This window comes from Agrobacterium sp. 5Ca50 (assembly GCF_055381905.1).
Genome location: NZ_AP026438.1, coordinates 600,577 through 617,993, shown reverse-complemented (window position 1 = coordinate 617,993; position 17,417 = coordinate 600,577). Strand labels below are relative to the sequence as shown.

16 protein-coding genes are annotated in these 17,417 nt (G+C 54.6%); 6 read left to right on the top strand and 10 right to left on the bottom strand.

The features are described 5' to 3' along the window. Positions 1-14: 14 nt before the first annotated feature. The 4 genes from ACZ5FM_RS02945 to ACZ5FM_RS02930 form a co-directional block, all read right to left on the bottom strand. Positions 15-740, bottom strand: a complete 726-nt coding sequence (locus tag ACZ5FM_RS02945; protein ID WP_405049383.1) for a L,D-transpeptidase — start codon at positions 738-740, stop codon at positions 15-17. A 160-nt stretch (positions 741-900) separates the two neighbouring features. Beyond that, entirely contained in the window at positions 901-1,755 is an 855-nt protein-coding gene (locus tag ACZ5FM_RS02940; RefSeq protein WP_250983121.1) for a L,D-transpeptidase, read from the bottom strand. 98 nt (positions 1,756-1,853) lie between these two features. Further along, complete coding sequence (locus ACZ5FM_RS02935) at positions 1,854-2,066, bottom strand: hypothetical protein (RefSeq protein WP_259145641.1); 213 nt, start codon at positions 2,064-2,066, stop codon at positions 1,854-1,856. A gap of 227 nt (positions 2,067-2,293) precedes the next feature. Continuing rightward, complete coding sequence (locus tag ACZ5FM_RS02930) at positions 2,294-3,733, bottom strand: diguanylate cyclase domain-containing protein (protein WP_312943430.1); 1,440 nt, start codon at positions 3,731-3,733, stop codon at positions 2,294-2,296. A 429-nt stretch (positions 3,734-4,162) separates the two neighbouring features. Between ACZ5FM_RS02930 and ACZ5FM_RS02925 the strand changes: the two genes are divergently transcribed. After that, a complete protein-coding gene (locus ACZ5FM_RS02925) occupies positions 4,163-4,822 on the top strand; it encodes a glutathione S-transferase family protein (protein WP_250983124.1) in 660 nt (219 codons plus the stop codon). A gap of 54 nt (positions 4,823-4,876) precedes the next feature. Here ACZ5FM_RS02925 and ACZ5FM_RS02920 read toward each other — a convergent pair whose 3' ends face one another. After that, on the bottom strand, positions 4,877-5,500 hold the full coding sequence (locus ACZ5FM_RS02920; RefSeq protein ID WP_464039661.1) for a glutathione S-transferase family protein: 624 nt from the start codon (positions 5,498-5,500) through the stop codon (positions 4,877-4,879). A 44-nt stretch (positions 5,501-5,544) separates the two neighbouring features. Further along, positions 5,545-6,552, bottom strand: coding sequence for an asparaginase (locus tag ACZ5FM_RS02915; protein WP_464039660.1), 1,008 nt, complete (start codon positions 6,550-6,552; stop codon positions 5,545-5,547). 161 nt (positions 6,553-6,713) lie between these two features. Between ACZ5FM_RS02915 and ACZ5FM_RS02910 the strand changes: the two genes are divergently transcribed. After that, positions 6,714-7,475, top strand: coding sequence for a DUF3750 domain-containing protein (locus ACZ5FM_RS02910; protein ID WP_250983127.1), 762 nt, complete (start codon positions 6,714-6,716; stop codon positions 7,473-7,475). A gap of 255 nt (positions 7,476-7,730) precedes the next feature. Here the strand turns inward: ACZ5FM_RS02910 and ACZ5FM_RS02905 are convergent, their stop codons facing one another. The 4 genes from ACZ5FM_RS02905 to ACZ5FM_RS02890 form a co-directional block, all read right to left on the bottom strand. Next, positions 7,731-8,735 (bottom strand): NAD(P)H-quinone oxidoreductase, encoded by a 1,005-nt coding sequence (locus ACZ5FM_RS02905; protein ID WP_250983128.1) that lies wholly within the window; start codon positions 8,733-8,735, stop codon positions 7,731-7,733. A gap of 83 nt (positions 8,736-8,818) precedes the next feature. Next, positions 8,819-10,624: a bifunctional diguanylate cyclase/phosphodiesterase gene (locus ACZ5FM_RS02900; RefSeq protein ID WP_192487225.1), complete on the bottom strand. Its 1,806-nt coding sequence runs from the start codon at positions 10,622-10,624 to the stop codon at positions 8,819-8,821. A 189-nt stretch (positions 10,625-10,813) separates the two neighbouring features. Next, positions 10,814-11,053 carry a ribbon-helix-helix domain-containing protein gene (locus tag ACZ5FM_RS02895; RefSeq protein WP_250983130.1) on the bottom strand — a complete coding sequence of 80 codons (240 nt, stop codon included), beginning with the start codon at positions 11,051-11,053 and terminating at the stop codon, positions 10,814-10,816. Between the two features lie 274 nt (positions 11,054-11,327). Further along, positions 11,328-11,873, bottom strand: coding sequence for an HdeD family acid-resistance protein (locus tag ACZ5FM_RS02890; protein WP_464039659.1), 546 nt, complete (start codon positions 11,871-11,873; stop codon positions 11,328-11,330). A gap of 162 nt (positions 11,874-12,035) precedes the next feature. Here ACZ5FM_RS02890 and betI point away from each other — a divergent pair, with 162 nt between their 5' ends. The 4 genes from betI (at position 12,036) to ACZ5FM_RS02870 (ending at position 17,416) form a co-directional block, all read left to right on the top strand. Continuing rightward, positions 12,036-12,641: a transcriptional regulator BetI gene (betI, locus tag ACZ5FM_RS02885; RefSeq protein ID WP_464039658.1), complete on the top strand. Its 606-nt coding sequence runs from the start codon at positions 12,036-12,038 to the stop codon at positions 12,639-12,641. Between the two features lie 27 nt (positions 12,642-12,668). Next, positions 12,669-14,132: a betaine-aldehyde dehydrogenase gene (gene betB, locus ACZ5FM_RS02880; protein ID WP_464039657.1), complete on the top strand. Its 1,464-nt coding sequence runs from the start codon at positions 12,669-12,671 to the stop codon at positions 14,130-14,132. 144 nt (positions 14,133-14,276) lie between these two features. Then, complete coding sequence (betA, locus tag ACZ5FM_RS02875) at positions 14,277-15,929, top strand: choline dehydrogenase (RefSeq protein WP_464039656.1); 1,653 nt, start codon at positions 14,277-14,279, stop codon at positions 15,927-15,929. A gap of 122 nt (positions 15,930-16,051) precedes the next feature. Beyond that, entirely contained in the window at positions 16,052-17,416 is a 1,365-nt protein-coding gene (locus tag ACZ5FM_RS02870; protein ID WP_464039655.1) for a chloride channel protein, read from the top strand. Position 17,417: the final 1 nt, after the last annotated feature.

The window sequence follows — 17,417 nt, the reverse complement described above, 5'->3', positions numbered from 1 at the left end:
TAATGTCAGGACAATTACTGCCAGACTACGATACGTGCCTTGTTGGGAACGCGCTCATAGAGGTCAATGATGTCCTGGTTCATCAGGCGTACACAGCCTGAGGAAACGGCCTTGCCGATGGAATTCCACTCGGGCGAACCGTGCAGGCGGTAAAGCGTATCCTGCCCATTCTGGAAGATGTAGAGCGCACGCGCGCCAAGTGGGTTCTTCAAACCAGGCTGCATGCCGCCATTCTTAGAAGAATATTTGGCGAGCTCTGGCTGGCGGGCAACCATTTCATCTGGCGGGGTCCACTTTGGCCATTTCTGACGCCACTGGATAACGCCCTCACCCTGCCATGCAAAACCCTGGCGGCCGATGCCAACGCCGTAGCGCATTGCCGAACCACCCTGCTCAACAAGGTAGAGGAAGCGCGACCGCGTATCCACAACCACGGTGCCGGGCCGTTCGCCGGTCGGGTCGACAACCCGCTGGCGGTAAAAACGCGAGTCGATCTGCCTGAAAGGCACGGCTGGGATGACATAACCGCCATCCTCAATCGAGCCATACATGACATTCAGTTCTTCGTCACTCAAACGACCGCCAAAAAACTGGCGAACGCCACCGGATATATTGTTGGCGACTGCGGAAGGATTGTAGTTGCCGGAAGATGCACAGCCCGTGAGCAGGGCCGCGGAAGACAGGCCAAGCAAAGACAGGAAGGATCTTTTGGAAAAATCTGGTTGGTCGGGGTTCATCATGAAGGCCGGAATTCTTTCATAAGCGGGACATCACATACTGACGTGCGGTACTCATTTCGCAGTCAAGGATTTATTCCCACATTAGTTAAGGCATCCCTAAATTCCAGCAACCGGTGCTTTAAACCGCAGTCACGGCGATACGATCAAATGGCTACCGTGCTCAAATAACCACAATTGGCGCACCCTGCGGCACGCGTTCATAGAGATCGATCACGTCCTGATTGAGCAGCCGCACGCATCCGGATGACGTTGCCTTGCCAACGGACTGCCAGTCAGGCGTTCCATGAACGCGGTACAGTGTGTCCTTGCCGTCCTTGAAAATGTAAAGCGCACGCGCACCAAGCGGGTTGTTCAAACCGGGCACCATGCCGCCGTTGCGGGCAGATACGGAAGCGAGTTCAGGCTGGCGCTGCACCATCTCATCCGGAGGTGTCCAACGTGGCCATTTGGCCTTCCACTGAATTTTGCCACGGCCAGACCAGGCGTATCCGTCTTTTCCAAGCCCAACGCCATAACGGACGGCCTTGCCGCCATCCTGCACCAGATAAAGGAAATGTTGGTTGGTATCGACAACGATCGTGCCCGGCGGTTCGTTCGTCTGATAACTGACTTCCTGCCGTAGGAAACGCTGATCGATGCGGCTGTAGGGAATGGCTGGAAGCGTGTGGCCATCATCATTGACCACGCCATACATGGCGCGGTGTAGCGGATTGGATACTGGCAAGCCATAAGACAACGGCTGCCCCGGAACAGGTAAGCCATATTGCTGATGGAAGCGTGTGCGGAATAGATCTGGCGGCTGTGGCGACAATTGGCCGGGCAGACGCTCCCGTGGCGGCTGTCGGTTGGAGTTCACATCATTATATTGAAACACCGGTGCCGTTTCGCGCACGAAAACATCCGCATTCATGCGGCTGGTGTCCGTCACGAACAGGCAGCCCCCCAAAAAAGGCAGAACCATCAAGGCCGCTACGGACAGCGAGCGACGGCAGGTTTTCTTGAATTTGTCTGTCATTGAACCGCTTCACACAGATATCGTTGCCCTCATGATGAACCTTTCGGCTGGCGCGAAGCTGGTGTGATCAGCGTTTACGTCAGGTTTGCCAAAGGGAGTCAGCCCTCAAAACGGGCGAAACGCACATGACTTGTCGGCCTGACAGGTCCCTGCTGTGCAATGGCGGCCGGTGGCGCGTGGTGCGGGATCTGGCGGTAGCCTTTTCTCGGCTTCCAGGCCTCTGCATGACGGGCAGACAGAAGAAGAACAATCGCGAAACCGGCCAGAACCGGACCTGCGAAAGCATCGATTACGGCATCTGTGCGTGACATTTTATTATCTCCGTAAAGCTCTAAAGCGAATGATATGCTTTACGAAAACTATAGGCCTGGCGGCTTTGTCTGAATTTGAGCGAGATCAAATGCGCGCGCAGTCCAAGCATTCCGCCCGGACTCAAAATCAAAAATACATCAACAAAATCAATGGCGAGAAAACTGCACATGCGACTGACACATAATGCCGCAGGCTGCGATTTACCGTTGAAGTCCGTTTTTGCAGATCATTCTTCGACCTGCACCACCGTCAATCGGTTACGACCTGCCTTCTTGGCACGGTACATATCGGCATCGGCTGCGGCGAGCAGGTCTTCGGCCGTTTGGCCATCGCCGGGGTAAAACGCAACGCCGATCGAACAATCGACTTTGAGTCGAGCGCTCTCAACATCAATCGGCATGCCGACCTTTTCCCTGATCTGCGCGAGACGTCGACGCACGCCCTCTTCATCATGCTTGGGATTGCTGAACACCAGCGCAAACTCATCTCCGCCAAGACGTACGGCAATATCGGCAGCACGGATGCAGGAGACGAGCCGGTCCGCCACCCTGCACAGCACCTCATCACCGGCGGCGTGGCCGAACAGGTCGTTCACCTGCTTGAAGTCATCGAGATCGAGATAGGTGATTGCCACCATGCGGTTTTCCCGCTTTGCCTCGTGCAGCGCACGATTGAACTGCGTCCAGAAAAGCGTGCGGTTGGACAGGCCTGTCAACGGGTCATGATGCGCCATGAAACGCACCCGCTCTTCATTATGCCAACGATCAATCGCGATACTGGCAATGCTGGTCGCCATATCGATCAGCTCTTTTTCGTGAGCGGAAGGTTTGCGCACCTCACCGGAATAAAGCGCAAAGGTGCCGAGCACCTGCCTGTTGGCGTTCATGATCGGCGTAGACCAGCATGAGCGAAGCTTAAACGGCCTTGCGATATCGACATAGTCCTCCCATAGCGGACTATTTTCTATGTCTTCGACGATAACCGGCTCACTACGCCAAGCAGCCGTACCGCAAGAACCAACCTTCGGGCCGAATGTAATTCCATCGATCACGCGGCAATAGGCTTCCGGCAAACTGGGGGCAGCACCGTGACGCAGCTTTCCGGTTTCCTGATCAAATAGCAAAACCGACGCGCAAATGCCCTCAACCATGCTCTCGACCAGCAAAGTCAGTGCATGCAGGATCATGTCCAGCGGCTGATTGCGCGCTATCAATTCGAACAATGCTGCACTGCCGCGTCGTATAGTATCCTGTCTTTTATTTTCGGTAATGTCGCGCCAAATGGCAACCAGACCGTTGATGCGACCCTGCTCGTCTCGCAGTGGAATTTTCGTCGTCGAAAGCCAACAAACAGGCCTGCCGCTAAAAGAAAAGCACTCTTCCACGTCGGTAGTCGACTCGCCTGTCTCCAGAATTCGAGCTTCGGCGCTAAGAATATTGCTGACTGACTTTTCGGGCAGGAAATGACTTTCGTGAAAATCGTTCAGCGGTTCGTCAGACCTCAGCCCGAGATACTTGCGAAGTGCTGCATTGGCAAAGATAAATCGACCTGCGGCATCCTTGACAAACACCATGTCAGGCAAAAGATTGACCAAGCCAAGAAGTTGATCTGCTTCGGTAAAGCCGCCGTTACTCCTGAGAAAAGACACATCGAGAACTTTTGTCATGGACTTCGCCATCTCTTCACGGCCTGTTTCAAGAAATACCCATCCAAACTTGCCTTAAATTTTTCTGCGCATTCTCAAACGCACGTTTAAAACAGGTAATTCATTCGATCTGCGTCGTTATTCTATAGGACATAGCGAATATTTGCTTATGCTTGATTAAAGATTCCCGGAAAAACCAAACATGCAACCGATTTGTTAGAAAATATTACAAATTAACGGAAAAGGTAGCAATCTGATCCGGATAGCAGGTTCAGAAAAATTCATGATAAACGGTCTAAATTTCCTTTCGTTTAGACAAAAGCGCCAATAGGCTCACCGCGAAAACTGGCCGCTGTAAAGCACAAAAGTGCCGCCTACATGGCCTTAAGGTTTTGAGATAATTTGCTTTCTTTCGCAGTTGCGAGACGCGACTGCACACAGGGGACCCTCATGCTGACTATTTACGGTGTTTACCGCTCCCGCGCCACGCGCACTCTCTGGTTGGCTGGAGAACTTGGTATCGCCTACAAACATGTGCCGGTCATTCAAGCCCGACGTCTCGACAACCCTCTTGCCGACACAGCACCTCTGAACACGCTTTCCCCGTCTTTTCTGACAATCAATCCTATGGGGACGATACCCTGCATCGAAGATGACGGCATAGTTCTATACGAATCGATGGCGATCAATCTTTACCTTGCGCGCAAATATGGTGGCGCGCTTGCGCCTAAAGACCTGTCCGAAGATGGCGCAGTGATGCAGTGGTCATTCTTCGCTGCGACCGAAATTGAAACGCAGTCGCTGAAAATATCCACCACCTTTGCTGAGGATCTGGCCGAAACGGCTGCTGGCAAGGCGGTGATTGATGTCGCAGCCCGCCTGCTGCAACGGCCGTTGCGTGTTCTCGAGCAGCATCTTTCGTCACACGACTACCTGATCGGTGATCGTTTTACCGTTGCCGACATCAATGTTGCTGAGGTGGTCCGTTATGCGCAGGCCCATACGGCACTGATCGACACATATCCTGCACTTAAAGCCTGGCTGGAACGCTGCCAGTCCCGCCCGGCTTTCAAGGCGATGTGGGATGCACGTGGCGCTGAAGCCGCATGACACGCCAATGATAAAACAAGCCACCCCGAATGTTGACCGGGGTGGCTTGATGTTTCAAGCCTGCTTTTCAGCCTCAAGCACCCTGATGACGGCAGCGCGCGCCAACATGCGCTGGTAATGGTCATGCACTTTTGGAAAACGGGCGATGTCGACACCGTCGCTTTCCAGCCATCCCGACATCACGAACAGATAGGGATCGGACACTGAATACTGGCTGCCCAGCACCCATGGGCCGCCGTGAAAACCTTGCTCGATAATCTCGAAACAGTCGCTCATGACCTGCGGCACCTTGCGTTTCATGTCTTCCAGCGATGACGCCTCATCCGCCCACCGACTGCCACGACGGCCATGGGCATGCGCAACGTGCACGGTGGATGAAATATAAGCGTTGAAGGATTGCATGCGCGCAAATTCAAAGGCGTCATCCAGCGGCGCCAGTTTGGCGGCCGGTGCCATTTGCGCAATGAACGACAGAATGGCAGGCGTTTCCGTCAAAACACCGCTGGATGTCACCAGCGCTGGCACCCTGCCCTTCGGATTAACGGCCAAAAACGCCTGCGAAAGTTGCTCCTGCTTGCTGAAATCCACCCGCTTGACCTTGTAGGGTAAACCGGATTCCTCAAGCGCGATATGGCTGGCCCGCGAGCAGGTGCCCGGCATGGAAAACAGCGTAAACATTTTCGATTTCCTTTAATTTCACTCAAGGACGAAGTTTTGCGACCCTACTGCGCAAAACTGGCAGCGACCCTGACGTCGCCGACGTGGATCTTGTTCCAATTTTTCATGCCACGGTTCGACATGGCCAGCAGGTCGGCCTGTTGCTGACTTCCCTGTTCAGAGTAACGCGCCAGCAGTGCGGTTATCATGGCTTCTGCTGCACGCGTCGTCCCATCTTCGCATTTTACCGCCATGGCAATTCCGCTCTCCGGAAGAGCCGCGACAAAAACACCTTCCGCTCCGGTCTTGGCAAAGATGCGACCGGGTGAAACCTGCATCAGGCGCGTGCAGGTCCTGCCTGTCCCGGCGACATAAAATGGTTCAGCCATGCAGGCGTCGATCAGGCGTTTCGCCGATTTCGCCCGCAAAGGCTCAAGCCCGGTGCCGGTTGCCATTTTCGCAAAGCCATGTGCAAGCCCCTTCAACGGAACCGCATAGGTGGGAATGGAACAGCCATCGGTGCCGCAAGTTTCATGGGACAGCACGGCGCCAGTCAGCGCCTGCATGGTTGTACGGATTTCCTGCTGCAAAGGGTGGTCGTAACCGACGTAACCTTGCGGATCGACGTCCATGTGGCAGCAGGCGCAGACAAAACCGGAATGTTTACCGGAGCAGTTGTTGTGCAGGGCTGTCGGTTTTTCCAAGGTACGGGCCTGATGAATGAGTGTTGCCTGATCGGACGACCAATGGGCGCCGCACTCCAGCACATTCACGTCTCGACCTGCTTTTGCCAGCATCGAGGCCGCCAGCTCGACATGGGCATCTTCGCCATTGTGCGACGAGCAGGCCAGCGCTAGTTCCCGGTTACCGAAGCCATAGGCGTCTGCGGCACCACTTTCCACCAGTGGCAGAGCCTGCATGGCTTTGCAGGCCGAACGCGGGAAAACACCGCTTTCAATATCGCCGGCGGAAAACAGGATCTTGCCGTCACCATCGACCACCACTGCCATTCCATGATGACGGCTTTCGACCAAATTTCCGCGGGTAACTTCAACAGTAACAGGATTGTTCATAACGGCCTCAAAAAACTCCAGATAATATACGCTTCTACTGCATGACGCCTTAAATCGCACCTGATTCAAGGCATGGATCATGCAGCCATTCCAGCTTCCCTTGCGCAGTGTACAGAAGGCGTTGCGCTTTGAAAGGCAGTGGATACAACGCACGGGGCAATATGAGATACGTCAAACGTTTCTTCGTTCTGGTTTTTGTCATCTTCCTTTTACCGGCCATCGCATCTGCCGGGTTATGGGCCATTCGCGACAAGCCCTCCAACTGGCGTGAGGCAAAGTGGTCATCATCTGGGCTATTGCCGAAAGCCGATGACCAGAAGGACGCTGCGGTTTATGTGTTTTCCGCGATGACTGGCGGTTTTAAGGGCGCGCTGGCCAGCCATGCATGGATCGTTACCAAGGAAAGAAACGCGGCGCGCTACAACCGCTATGACAAGGTTGGCTGGGGCAATCCTATCAGGGTGAACAACTATCCGCCTGACGCTTTCTGGTATTCCAATCCACCACGCCAGGTCATTGCAATCAAGGGTGATGAAGCTGAGCGCCTGATCCCGAAAATCGAAAAGGCGATTGCCGCGTACCCGTACGCCAAACAGGGTGGTTATCAGATCTACCCCGGCCCCAACTCCAATACATTTGTTGCGCATGTGCTGCGCTCGGTACCGGAACTGGGTGTAGCCTTGCCGCCAGATGCGGTCGGGCGGGATTATGTGCCGAATGCCGCCTTGTTCCATGTCGATGACGACTGGAAAGATGTGCATGTGTCCTGGAGAGGTCTGATCGGGGTTGCCGCTGGCGTGCGCAGCGGATTTGAAGTCCATCTGCTTGGGCTTGTCGCCGGTATCGATGTGGTCAATCCCGGCATAAAGATCCCCGGCCTTGGCTGGTTTGGTATGCAACGCACTGGCAATATCGCGATTTAATAGGCCGTAAAAACAGGAAAAGGGCCGCTCACGCGACCCTTCCATGAGTTTGATCCTGATAGAGGACCCGAACTGTCATTCAAGATGGCAGTCCGAAGGAAGGTTGGTCAGGCCGAGGGCTGCCCCGTCAAAACCTTCTCCTTTCCCAAGCCCAGTACAAAGATCGAAATCTCATTAGACATTGGATCACCTTCCTTTCGCTACGTTGAACATGAGAGAAAGGTAATCCATCCATGGGCGATTTCAAGGGCTTTCTTACGTATTCAACTTAAGTACGATTTTGCCGATGTGCTGACTGCTTTCCATCAGCCTGTGTCCTTCAACCACATCGCTGAACGGAATGACCTTGTGAATGCAAGGCGCAATGGTTCCGTTTTCGATGAGCGGCCAGACCTGTTGTAACAATTCGTCCCGGATAACCTGCTTTTCAGCCGCGGTGCGCGGCCGCATGGTAGAGCCGGTTACCGTCAGCCGCTTGACCATGATTGGTGTCAGGTTGATCTTTTCGGCAACCGCGCCTCCGAGAAACGCGATGATAGACAGGCAACCATCCTTGGCAAGACTTGCCAGATTGCGCTCGAAGTAATCAGCGCCGATCATATCCAGAACAACGTTGACGCCCTTTCCGCCCGTGGTTTCCTTGATGATGGCAACAAAATCATCTGTCTTGTAATTGATGGCGACATCGGCCCCGATCTTGAGGCAGGCTTCGCATTTCTCCGCGGATCCCGCCGTGACATAGACCTTGGCACCAAACGCCTTGGCAAGCTGGATGGCCGTGGTACCAATGCCGCTTGTTCCGCCATGAATAAGAACGCTCTCGCCTTCGCCAAGACCTGCCATCTGGAACAGGTTTGCCCAGACGGTGAAGAAGGTTTCCGGCAATGCAGCTGCACGTTCTGCATCATATCCCTTGGGAAACGGCAATGTCTGGCTAGCCGGAACGGCGCAAAATTCGGCATAACCGCCACCATTGGCGAGCGCGCAGACCTTCTGTCCGATGGAAAAACCGTTTACGCCTTCGCCCAGCGCAACAATTTCGCCGGCGATTTCCAGGCCCAGAATCGGATTGGCGTCCTTGGGAGGCGGATAGGTTCCCTGGCGCTGCGCCACATCTGGCCTGTTGATTCCTGCCGCTTCAACCCGGACCAGAATTTCGCCCGTCTTCGGTTGAGGTACAGGCCCCTTGGCCAAGACCATAACCTCGGCGCCGCCAAAAGAGGGCAGATCGACAAAGTTCATTTCATGCGGCAATGCCATAGAACAATCCTCCTGAAACAATGCAGGGGGAAAGGCTTAGAGGAATGGTATGGCGAAGAAAAGAAGACGCTTTGCCACTGGCGTCATTTTGTCCCGTTAAATACCCGGACCGTCAGGCCGTCCTTGCTGTCCTTGGCTGCTTTCTTGATAGCAGCGATTTCACTTCCGATACGCTCGCTGTCGCCAATCATCAGACCTTTCGGCAGCTCCAGAACGGCAATAGAACAACGCAGCAGCGCAAAGAAACGCTCTGTTCCGAAGCGGTCGTGACCAACGATACGGCCTGCTTCCCGGTCATCTTCAGAGTAGAGTTCGATGACGTCGCCGTGAAAATCGCTGAGCAGTCTTTCAAGAATCTCCAGGATTTCCTCACGCGACCAGCCACGAACGCCAATGAAGAAATCATCGCCGCCAATATGGCCGAGGAAACAGCCGCCAGCAAAAAAGTAACGCCGCATCAGTGCGGCGAATAACGAAATGGCGTGGTCGCCAATGTGAAAACCGTATTTGTCGTTAAAGGGCTTGAAGTTGTCAAAGTCGCAGTAACACAGGAAACGGGTATCGTCGTCGTCGCGGCAGCCTTCTTCAATGAAGCTGCTGATGGCGCGGTTGCCAGGCAGTGCCGTCAACGGGTTCTGGTCCTGCGCCATTTTCAGCTTTTTCTCATTGACGACCTTGATGAGCGAGGCCGCAGAGACAACACCAACGTAACGCAGATTTTCCGTCAAGATCACGCAGGCGCTGCCGTCCATGCTGGCAAACATCGACATCAACTGGTCTGCATCAGCGTCGAGACCGACGATCGGCGCGGCGTCGACAAAGTGCGATATGGTGCGCTCATAGACCTTGTTCTTCAGCAGGTCGCGACCAAAGGGCTGATAGATATATTCTTTCAGGTGGTGCTCGTTAATAACACCGCGCGGCTCGCCATTTGCATTGAGTACCGGGAAAAAGCCTTGGGCAGGGTTTCTGCGAAACAGTTCAAACACGCTGTCGATGCTGTCGTTCTCATAGACGGTCGGCAGACGTTCAATCTGTTTGCGAATGAGGATTTCATCGAGTGACTGGCTGCTGCGACGGTTCTCGCCCAAATGTTGGAGATGTGGGAAGGCCGGCTGCAATTCAGTGGTAAAGGTTGTCGGCCGGGCAATGAACCAGCCCTGTACCAGATCAACGCCATATTCGCGGCATACAAGGAATTCCGCTTCGGTTTCAATGCCTTCAGCGATAACCCGCACACCCAGAACATGCGCAATGTTGACGATGTGGCGCACCAGATGGCGTTTGCGTGCATTGCTGTCGACACCATCGATGAAGTGGCGGTCAATCTTGAGATAATCCACCTGGTAGTCGCTAAGAAGTTTCATTTCGCCATGACCGACACCGAAATCGTCGATGGCAATCTTGAAACCTTCCTTGCGCATTCTGGCGATCAGCGAAGAAAATTCCGGCACGCTGGTATTGTCGAAGCGTTCCGACAATTCAAAACAGATTGAAGACGGCGCGATACCGGCGCCCGAGAGATGCGAGACAAGCTTGTCGAGAATGGCATCCCCATGGCGTATCAATCGAACATCAAGATTGAGAAACAGCGTGGCAGAGGTGAAATCAGGTAAGGTCGAAAACTTGGCCAGTGCCCTGCTGGCCAGCAGGTTTTCCAGCGCGACAAGTTGGCCGTCACTTTCCGCCTGATCAAGCAACGCCAAGGGAGATGAAAAGCCTAGCTTTTCGTGACCGCGCATCAGGGTTTCGTAACCGAAAACCGTTCCTGTCGTGGTTTCCACAATCGGCTGAAATGCCGTTTCCAGAACCAATTTAGACATGGACATCATCTGTCCGCTGGCAAAACGACGTATCGAAGGGTGATCCAACGCCAGAGCCGTTGTCATGATTATTCTCCGCACCATAATTATACGGGTGTACGCGGCCTTTTGGGCACGGCGACAACACCGCTTTTTACGGAGAAGCATCCTGAAAACTGGTCAATAAAAGATTGACCGTATGTGAATGTTGGATGAAAGTTTTATGACATAACTGTCACATATCAGCCTGCCAATATTGTCAGACAAGACGCAGCATCAGCCGCACCGCTTCTTGTCTGCGTGAGCTGCAAAAAGCTCTGCGACATTCACTCGCTCATCTTCATGATTTTGCTGACCTTTAGCAGCAACGTCCAAGTCGTTCGCCTGCGACGATGCGACCCACAACCGTAATGCGGCACGCACAACCTCGCTTCCCGATGCATATGCACCACATTCAACAGCATGGCGCATTCTCGCCGCCTGCTCCGGGGAAACTGACACAGTGACCATAGGCATATTGTTTCTCCCTTTTCCTCAAATCCTGCCCCTTGGCTGAGTCGCCGATAAAAGGGGCAAACATTGGATTGATTGCGGTCTTATTATTTTAAGCCTGACCGTGGCACCGGAAATTGGTATTCCGAAGACATTATATTAGCACAAACTACCGCAACTTACAAAACTCATTCGGGATGAATGTTCGACGTAAGCCGCACCCCGTTCAGCCGAGCAGTAATGCAGACGATACGCGGCAGGTTCCGCCGCCCTTGTTATTTTACCTGCATTTTGATGTTCAGGATTTTAGCGCGAGGCCAAGCGCAACCAGCGCCCAGCCTTGCATCATCAAATCAATCGACAGGAAAAGGCCGAGCACCCAGATGCTGTTGACTGGCCAGCCAATCGCTATAATGAAGCCCGCCAGTGCCGTGACGACGCCCGCGACAACTACCCAGCCCCAGCTTTTCAATGGACGCAGTTTCAGGCCAAGCCATATGCGCGACACCCCGGCAATGACAAGAGCGACGGCCATCATCAAAGTCAGCACCGCTGCGGTCAGGTTCGGGTTCTGAAACGCAATGATGCCTGCGAGCAGATAAAGGACACCGCTTAACGTCCAGAACAGGATGTTTTCCCATCCTTTGACTTGGAAGGCATGGATGAGGTGGATGACACCACCCATCAGCATCAGCAGACCGACATAAAAGACTGAGGCGGCAGTCGCGACCATCAGGTTCGCAAAGGCAATGATACCAAAAACAAGAAGAGCGGTGCCGAGAGCGACGAACCACCCCCATTTGGCGTGAATACCGGACATTTTCAAAGGCTGGAAATCGGACATTTTTGACACTCCATCCACACGGTATACGTTTATCATATACGCCTAATAGGTGACTGCAATTGATTTAGCGCAACATGAAACCACCCCACGACAAGACGGCACTTATTTTTATTGATTGATCAATCAATCAAATGTAATTCTGACTGATATCAGGAGACAATTATGCCGAAAGTTGGAATGGAGCCGTTGCGCCGAAAGGCTTTGGTGGATGCCACGTTGCGGGCAATCGGCCATCACGGTTCGCTCAATGTCACAATGAATGAGATTGCCAGGGAAGCCGGTGTGTCTGCGGCATTGGCACACCATTATTTTGGCAGCAAACAACAGCTTCTGCTGGAAAGCATCCGCAGCATGCTGCGGGATTTGCGCGTAGATGCGATTGCGGCACTCAACAGTGCCTGTGGTCCACGCGAGCGGCTTTCTGCCATTATCCGTGTTTCGTTTCAGCAAGACCAGTTCACCAGCGAAACGATTGCCGCGTGGCTTGCATTTTACGTTGAGGCACAGCGTTCGGAGGAAACCAGACGGCTATTGTCTCTCTATACACACCGGCTGCGCTCAAACTTGTTGGCCGATCTCAAGCGGCTCTGCCCGCTGGATGATGCGGCGCGCATCGCCGAAGGTGCCGCTGCGATGATCGATGGTCTCTACATCCGTCACAGCCTGCGCGCCGCGCGCTTTGACATCAAATCGGCAATCGCCCTGGTTGAGGATTATCTGGACGCAAAACTCGTCCCCTTCACCGGTGCCCTTGCCCCTAAACACTAAACGAATTTCTTTTCCGGAGTTCTCGATATGAAAACCCAACCAACTGCCTCGCATTTCATTGACGGCGAATATGTGGAAGACCAGCAGGGTACTGCTTTCGAAAGCATTTATCCTGCGACCGGTGACGTGATTGCGAAGCTGCACGCCGCAACCCCTGCTATCGTCGAAAAGGCGATTGCTGCGGCCAAGCGTGCGCAACCGGAATGGGCGGCGATGAGCCCGGCAGCGCGTGGCCGTATTCTCAAGCGCGCTGCAGACCTTATCCGCGAGCGCAACCGCGAACTGTCGGAACTGGAAACATACGATACCGGCAAGCCCATTCAGGAAACCATTGTTGCCGACCCGACATCGGGCGCCGATGCCTTCGAGTTTTTCGGCGGCATTGCACCGGCTGCGCTCAATGGCGACTACATTCCGCTAGGCTCCGATTTTGCCTATACCAAGCGCGTGCCGCTTGGCGTCTGCGTGGGTATCGGCGCCTGGAACTATCCACAGCAGATTGCCTGCTGGAAAGGTGCACCTGCTCTTGCAGCCGGTAACACCATGGTGTTTAAACCTTCGGAAAACACACCGCTTGGCGCCCTCAAGATTGCAGAAATTCTGGCAGAAGCCGGTGTGCCCAAGGGCGTTTTCAACGTCATTCAGGGCGACCGCGATACCGGCCCGCTTCTTGTCAACCACCCCGACGTTGCCAAGGTCTCGCTGACCGGCTCCGTTCCGACTGGACGCAAGGTAGCCGCTGCGGCTGCCAGCCACCTCAAACACGTCACCATGGAACTTGGCGGCAAGTCGCCGCTGATCGTATTCGATGATGCCGATATCGACAGCGCCATTGGCGGCGCGATGCTTGGCAATTTCTATTCGAGTGGTCAGGTCTGCTCCAATGGTACGCGTGTGTTCGTCCATCGCAAGATCAAGGATACGTTCCTTGCCAAGCTGAAGGTGCGTACCGAGGCCATGTCGGTTGGCGATCCGATGAATGAAGAAACTCAGCTTGGCCCGCTCGTTTCGCTCGCTCAACGTGAAAAGGTTCTGGCTTACATTGAAAAAGGCAAGGCCGAAGGCGCAACGCTGGTGACCGGCGGTGGCATTCCCAACACGGTCTCCGGCACCGGATATTATGTTCAGCCAACCGTATTTGCCGATGTCACAGACGATATGACGATTGCCCGCGAGGAAATCTTCGGGCCTGTGATGTGCGTGCTGGATTTCGACAGCGAAGAAGATGTGATCGCACGTGCCAATGCGACCGAGCTTGGTCTTGCCGGTGGCGTCTTCACCAGCGATCTGTCGCGCGCCCACCGCGTTGTCGACCAGATCCAGGCCGGTACATTGTGGATCAACACCTACAATCTTTGCCCGGTCGAAATTCCGTTCGGTGGTTCCAAACAGTCCGGTTTTGGCCGTGAAAATTCGGTTGCGGCACTGGACCACTACAGCGAATTGAAGACGGTCTATGTCGGCATGGGCAAGGTGGACGCGCCGTACTGAAGCGATCCCTACTCGTTGTAGGAACGTCTTCTCCCCCTCATTCCTGTGCTTGTCACAGGAATCCAGCCACGCAGCGTCTGCTGCGTGGAAAAGACTCTGGACCGTAATTTACCCTTGAGCGATTGATATTTGGGATTGATACCAATGCAGCAAGCAGATTTCGTTATCGTCGGCTCGGGTTCGGCCGGTTCAGCCATGGCCTATCGTTTGTCGGAAGACGGCAAATATTCCGTCATCGTGATCGAGGCTGGCGGCAGTGATTTTGGCCCCTTCATCCAGATGCCGGCAGCCCTTGCTTGGCCGATGAGCATGAAACGCTACAACTGGGGTTACCTGTCCGAGCCGGAACCCAACCTTAACAATCGCCGGATCACCGCACCCCGCGGCAAGGTGATTGGCGGTTCATCCTCGATCAATGGCCTTGTCTACGTGCGCGGCCATGCGGAAGACTTCAACCGCTGGGAAGATCTTGGTGCACGAGGCTGGGCCTATGCCGACGTACTGCCCTACTTCAAGCGCATGGAGCACAGCCATGGCGGGGAAGAAGGCTGGCGCGGCACCGATGGTCCGCTGCATGTGCAGCGCGGTCCGGTCAAAAACCCGCTGTTCCACGCCTTTATTCAGGCCGGCCAGCAGGCCGGTTTTGAAATGACCGAGGACTATAACGGCTCCAAGCAGGAAGGTTTTGGCCTGATGGAGCAGACCATCCATGATGGTCGGCGCTGGTCCGCCGCCAATGCTTATCTCCGCCCTGCGCTCAAGCGCCCCAACGTATCGCTGGTGCATGGTTTTGCCCGCAAGATCGTCATTGAAAACGGTCGTGCGACCGGCGTGGAGATCGAGCGAAAAGGCCGTGTCGAGGTCATCAAGGCAGGCCGCGAAGTGATCGTGTCGGCCTCCTCGTTCAACTCGCCAAAATTGCTGATGTTGTCTGGCATTGGCCCGGCTCAGCATTTGCAGGATATGGGCATTGAGGTGAAGGTAGATCGACCGGGTGTCGGCGCCAACCTGCAGGACCATATGGAATTCTATTTCCAGCAGATATCCACCAAGCCAGTATCGCTTTATTCCTGGCTGCCATGGTTCTGGCAGGGTGTGGCGGGCGCACAGTGGCTGTTATCGAAGGGGGGCCTTGGGGCTTCCAACCAATTCGAGGCCTGTGCATTCCTGCGCTCAGAGCCGGGCCTCAAACAACCGGATATCCAGTACCACTTCCTGCCGGTGGCCATTTCTTATGACGGCCGCGCTGCCGCCAAGAGCCACGGTTTCCAGGTTCACGTTGGCTACAATCTGTCAAAGTCGCGTGGCAACGTGACCTTGCGCTCTGCCGACCCGAAGGCCGATCCGGTTATCCAATTCAATTATATGAGCCATGAGGAAGACTGGGAGAAGTTCCGCCACTGCGTTCGCCTGACGCGCGAGATTTTTGGCCAGAAGGCATTTGACGATTATCGCGGCCCTGAAATTCAGCCAGGAAATGCCGTACAATCCGATGATGATATCGATGCCTTCCTTCGCGAACATCTCGAAAGCGCCTATCACCCTTGCGGCACCTGCAAGATGGGCGACCGTGATGACCCACTGGCGGTCGTCGATCCGGAATGCCGGGTGATTGGTGTGGAAGGATTGCGTGTCGCCGACAGCTCGATCTTCCCGCATGTCACCTATGGTAACCTGAACGGCCCATCGATCATGACTGGCGAAAAGGCCTCTGACCATATTCTTGGACGCCAGCCGTTGCCGCGCTCCAACCAGCAGCCATGGACCAATCCACGCGCTGCCGTCACTGACAGATAAACGAGTGCTACCGTCAAAATCGAAAATCCCCGCCAGATATGCGGGGATTTTTATTTGCAATGGTATTACACGAGGCAGATAAGAGGGCAGCCTGATCGTTGACTGACTAAAGATCGTTTCCGATGCCCATGAATTACAAGAAGCTGAAAATGCTGCGTCGCTCACGCGTGATGTGGGGATCTTGGCGTGTGTGGAAACCCAGAGGAATTTTCTGGCTGGGTGCAATAGCAGTCGGCGTCATCAGCGTTGCCTTTGCAAAAATGGCGGATGCCGCGCAGCACCTGTTTTTTGCCATGACATCTGCAGGCGAATACACCTTCCTGCTGCCATTGATCATTACACCTGCCGGCTTCATGCTTTGTGCATGGATTGCAGCAACCATTTTTCCCAACTCTCAGGGCAGTGGCATTCCGCAGGCTATTGCTGCGCGCCATTTGCGTGATGTCGAAGATCGCTCACGGCTCTTAAATCTGAAAGTCGCCACGGGAAAAATCATTCTCACGATCACCGGTCTGCTGTGCGGCGCGTCAATCGGACGTGAAGGCCCGACCGTCCAAGTGGGTGCATCCATCATGCTGCAAGCCGCCCGCTGGGGCGGTATAGCGCAAGCCCGCGGCCTCATTCTCGCTGGCTCTGCTGCGGGCATCGCGGCGGCCTTCAACACGCCGCTTGCCGGCATCGTTTTTGCCATTGAGGAAATGAGCAGAGCGTACGAATCCCGTGCCAACGGCCTGGTGCTCATGGCCGTCATTCTTTCCGGTCTTGCCTCGCTTGCGCTGGTCGGCAGCTACACTTATTTCGGTGCAAGCACTGTCTTGGCCACCACGGCAAAAGACTGGGCACTGGTTCTGGTTTGCGGTGTTGGCGGTGGCGTTTTCGGTGCCTTGTTCAGCGCACTCGCCTTGAAGATTTTGCAGCGTATACGTCGATGGAACCGCTATACACCGCTGCGAAAAGTGCTCTTCATTGCGCTGATATGCGGTTTGGGTTCCGCACTGCTCGGCGTCATGACCGGTGGCGCAACATTCGGCACCGGCTATGAACAGGCGCGTGCGGCCATTGAAGGACATGGAACCGGTCAGTTGTTCTTCGTCGAAAAACTTGCCGCAACATTGCTTGCCATGCTGTCCGGTATTCCCGGTGGAATTTTTGCTCCATCGCTGTCGGTTGGAGCAGGTTTTGGCAGCACGGTTGCCTCGATGCTCGGCGCCAGCATCGGCCTTGGTGCGATTGTCGGCATGGCGGGGTATTTTGCCGGTGTCGTTCAAGCGCCCATGACAGCCTTCGTCATCATTCTGGAAATGACCGGCAATCACGAAGGCGTTCTACCCATCATGGCAGCCGCCATGCTGGGCTATCTGACGTCGCGGTTCATTTCGCATGAACCACTTTATCATGGCCTCTCGCGAGTTTTCCTGGCACAGAGCATTCGTGACAAACGCGCGACGCAACGTCACGATGCCCCGGCCAGCACACCGAGCCCCTAAG